4 protein-coding genes are annotated in these 4,161 nt (G+C 69.9%); 3 read left to right on the top strand and 1 reads right to left on the bottom strand.

The window, feature by feature from the left end; translation table 11 throughout:
• From ACFVYN_RS41075 to ACFVYN_RS41065, 3 genes are all read left to right on the top strand, one after another.
• The coding region (locus ACFVYN_RS41075) for a carbohydrate ABC transporter permease (RefSeq protein ID WP_390007967.1) at window positions 1-857 on the top strand (857 nt) is incomplete at its 5' end.
• Entirely contained in the window at window positions 854-1,663 is an 810-nt protein-coding gene (locus ACFVYN_RS41070; protein ID WP_390007965.1) for a carbohydrate ABC transporter permease, read from the top strand. The genes ACFVYN_RS41075 and ACFVYN_RS41070, both read left to right, overlap by 4 nt.
• A gap of 59 nt (window positions 1,664-1,722) precedes the next feature.
• Window positions 1,723-3,459, top strand: coding sequence for an amylo-alpha-1,6-glucosidase (locus ACFVYN_RS41065; protein ID WP_390007963.1), 1,737 nt, complete (start codon window positions 1,723-1,725; stop codon window positions 3,457-3,459).
• Between the two features lie 50 nt (window positions 3,460-3,509).
• Here the strand turns inward: ACFVYN_RS41065 and ACFVYN_RS41060 are convergent, their stop codons facing one another.
• Entirely contained in the window at window positions 3,510-3,917 is a 408-nt protein-coding gene (locus ACFVYN_RS41060) for a RidA family protein (RefSeq protein WP_390007961.1), read from the bottom strand.
• Window positions 3,918-4,161: the final 244 nt, after the last annotated feature.

Raw genomic sequence — 4,161 nt, 5'->3', positions numbered from 1 at the left:
GGGCCTTCCTCGCCCCGGTCACCCTCTACCTCGTCCTGTTCTACGCCTATCCGCTCTACCGCAACCTCGACCTGAGCCTGCGCAACTACACCGTGCGCTCCTTCGTGCGGGGCGACGCCCCGTTCACCGGTCTGGCGAACTACCGCACGGTCTTCGACGACCCGACCTTCGCCCCGGCCCTGCTGCACACCGTGGTCTTCACCGCCGTGTGCCTGGTCTTCCAGTACGCCATCGGCCTGGCGCTGGCCGTCTTCTTCAGCCAGCACTTCCGGCTCTCGGCCACCCTGCGGGCCCTGTTCCTGGTGCCCTGGCTGCTGCCGCTGATCGTGTCCGCGTCGACCTGGTCGTGGATGCTCAACAGCGACTCCGGCATCGTCAACGCCGTCCTGCACGCCGTCGGCGTCGACCCGGTGAACTGGCTGACCTCACCGACCTGGTCGCTGACCTCGGTGATCATCGCGAACATCTGGATCGGCGTCCCGTTCAACCTGGTCGTACTCCACAGCGGCCTGCAGTCCATCCCGGCGAGCCTGTACGAGGCGGCGGCCCTGGACGGGGCGAACGCCTGGCAGCGCTTCTGGCGCATCACCTTCCCGCTGCTGCGCCCGGTCTCCGCCATCACCCTCCTGCTGGGCCTCGTCTACACCCTCAAGGTCTTCGACATCATCTGGATCATGACCAAGGGCGGCCCCGCCGACTCCTCCACCACCTTCGCCACCTGGTCCTACCAGCTCGGCTTCGGCAACCTGCTGCCCGCCTTCGGCCCCGGCGCCGCCGTCGGCAACCTGCTCGTGCTCGCCGCCCTGGTCTTCGGCCTCATCTACGTGCGCCTCCAGCGAAAGCAGGCGCTGTCATGACGACCCGCCTGAAGACCGTCCTCGGTCTGCTGCTGACCGCGATCATGCTCTTCCCGGTCTACTGGATGCTCAACGTGTCCCTCACCCGCGACCAGGACATGCGCAAGAGCCCGCCGGATCTCTTCCCCGCCCACCCCACCCTGGAGGGCTACCGGGCCGTCATCGACCAGCAGTTGCCCTACCTGGGCACCAGCCTCGTCATCGGCCTCGGCACCGTCGCCCTGACCGTGGCCCTGGCCGCCCCGGCCGGCTACGCGCTGGCCAAACTGCGCCCACGCGGCGGCGGCATCCTCAGCTTCGTCCTCCTCGCCGCCCAGATGATCCCCGGCATCATCATGGCGATGGGCTTCTACGCCATCTACCTCCAACTCGGCCTGCTCCAGTCCGTTCCCGGCCTGATCGTCGCCGACTCCACCCTCGCCGTGCCGTTCGCGGTCCTCATCTTCACCGCGTTCATGTCCGGCATCCCCGGCGAACTCCTCCAGGCCGCGCAGGTGGACGGAGCGCGGGCCCTGCGCACCTTCTGGTCCGTCGTGCTGCCGATGAGCCGCAACTCCGTCGTCACCGTGTCACTGTTCGCGTTCCTGTGGTCCTGGTCCGACTTCATCTTTGCCAGCACCCTCGCCGGCGGCGGCGCCCACGAGCCGATCACCCTCGGCATCTACCACTACATCGGCAACAACAACCAACAGTGGAACGCCATCATGGCCACCGCCGCCGTCGCCTCCCTGCCCGCCACGGTGATCCTCGTCCTCGCCCAGCGCTACGTCGCCGCCGGCGTCACCGCCGGTGCCGTCAAGGACTGACCTGCGCGGTGCGGCCGTTCCCCCCTGACGATCCCTGCTCGAGAAACGAGTGCCTCTTCATGACCGCCGACCGCCCCGGCCCGGCCTTCTCCGTCCAGGACATCCCGTTCAGCACGCACGGCTCCTGGTTCGGCATCTCCCCCGTGCTCGCGGAGAAGACACGTGCCGAGGACCTCCACCTCGTCTCGCACCAGAACGGCATGCACGCCGTCCTGCGCCTCGTACCCCTCGACCCCGCGACGGGCGAGCGCGCCGAGACCCTGGTCGAGGCCACACCGGGCCTGCTGAGCTGGACTGGCCCGGCCGGGCGGGTGGATCTCACCTACGAGACGCCGGACACCGTACGACTGCGCGGCGCGGGTGTGCCGCTGCGGATCTCGGCGGCGGCCCGGACGCTGACCCCGTTCAGCGGGACGTACTTCTACCGCGAACCGGCCGCCGACGCGTACGTGTTCACCTCGTACGAGACCGGACGCCGCTATCGGATCACCCTGCTGTCCGGCACGGTGACCGAGGTGTTCGGCAGCCAGGCCCTGGGCAGCGCCGACCGCGGTGTCACCGTCGCCGCCGACGCGGACGGCGAGTGGGAGATCGCCCTCGAGGAACTCGACACCGCCCGCCCGCCCTACGCGTCGACGGCGGCCTTCGGCAAGGTCGTCGAGGCCGCGCGGAACGCCTTCGCGGACTTCGTCGACTCCGTGGCCCCCTGGCGCTCGTCCGCCACCCCGGCCGCCGAACTCGCCGCGTACGTACTGTGGTCGGCGACCGTACGCCCGGCCGGCCTGGTCACCCGGCCCGGTGTCCTGATGTCCAAGCACTGGATGGACAAGGTCTGGAGCTGGGACCACTGCTTCAACGCCCTCGCCCTGGGGCCCGGTTGCCCCGAACTGGCTCTGGACCAGTTCCAGCTGCCCTTCGACCACCAGGACGACAGCGGTGCCCTGCCCGACTCCGTCACCCACTCCGAGGTGCTCCGCAACTTCGTCAAACCCCCCATCCACGGCTGGGCGTTCGGCCATCTGCGCCGCCGGATGCCCGTCCCCCTGGAGCGGGCGGAGCTGACCGAGGCGTACGACAGGCTGGAACGCTGGACGGAGTTCTGGCTCACCGCCCGGCGCGCTCCCGGCGCCGCCCTGCCGCACTACCAGCACGGCAACGACAGCGGCTGGGACAACGCCACCGCCTTCGACCCCGAGCGCGTGGTCGTCACCGCGGACCTGGCCGCCTTCCTCATCCTCCAACTGCGTGAACTCGCGGACCTGGCAACGCACTTGGAGAGGCCGGAAGACGCCCGCCGGTGGACGCGCGCCGCCGAGGAGACCCAGCGGGCGATGCTCGACCAGCTCTGGACGGGCGACCGGTTCGTCACCCGGGGCGTCGACAGCGGCGACACCTGGAGCACGTCCAGCCTGCTCGACCTGATGCCCATCGTGCTGGGCGAACATCTGCCCCAGGACATCAGTGATGTGCTGGCCGGCCGGATCGAGGCCCATCTGACCCCGTACGGCCTGGCCACCGAGCTGCCGACCTCGCCGCACTACCTCCCCGACGGCTACTGGCGCGGCCCCATCTGGGCCCCCGCCACGGTCCTCGTCGAGGACGGACTGCGCCGCGGCGGCCACCACCGGCTGGCGGACGGGATCAGCGCCCGCTTCCGCGCGCTGTGCGAGGACCACGGCTTCGCGGAGAACTTCGACGCCCTGGCCGGGACGGGTCTGCGCGACCGCGCCTACACCTGGACGGCCGCCGCCTATCTCCTCCTCGCCGAGGCGCACGCGCAGCGGGGCGGCGGGTGAGACCGGTTGGGGCGGGGACTTCATAGGGGCGTTCCCCGCGGCCGCCTCGCTCAGTCGAGGACCGCGGTGGCCTCGACCTCGACCAGGTGGTCGGGGACGTCCAGTGCCGCGACGCCCAGGAGCGTGGCCGGCGGAACCGGGGTGACTCCCAGTTTCGCGGCCGCCCGCGCGATCCCCTCCAGGAGCCGGGGCATCTTGTCGGGTGTCCAGTCGACGACGTGGACGTTCAGTTTCGCCACGTCGTCGAAGGAACCGCCGGCTTCGGCCAGGGCCGTGCCGACGTTGAGGTAGCACTGCTCGACCTGCGCGGCGAGGTCGCCCTCGCCGACCGTGCGGCCCTCGGCGTCCCAGGAGACCTGCCCGGCGACGAAGACCAGCCTCGTGCCGGACGCGATCGACACCTGCCGGTAGACATCGATCTCCGGCAGCCCGCCGGGATTCAGCAAGGTGATGGCCATTCTCTGTGCCTCCGTCGTCGGGCACTGCGGCCCGTAGTCTCTTGTGGTTACTGGGAAACCGTAGGAGAGCGACCGCTGACATGGAAGAACGCACTTTTCCGTGACTGGGTAACCCGCGGGTGACCGAGCAGCTCAGCGGCCTGGAGGGACCCTGACCGGTGGAGCGTGCGTGAAAACCCTGTGGAAGCGCTGATGCTCCTATTGCCTGTCAAGCGGCTTGGAGCCAGTCGCGGTAGGCGTGGGC

Origin of the sequence: Streptomyces sp. NPDC058307, from assembly GCF_042880295.1 — a bacterium.
Lineage (GTDB): Bacteria > Actinomycetota > Actinomycetes > Streptomycetales > Streptomycetaceae > Streptomyces.
This window is presented reverse-complemented; position numbering and strand designations above follow the sequence as displayed.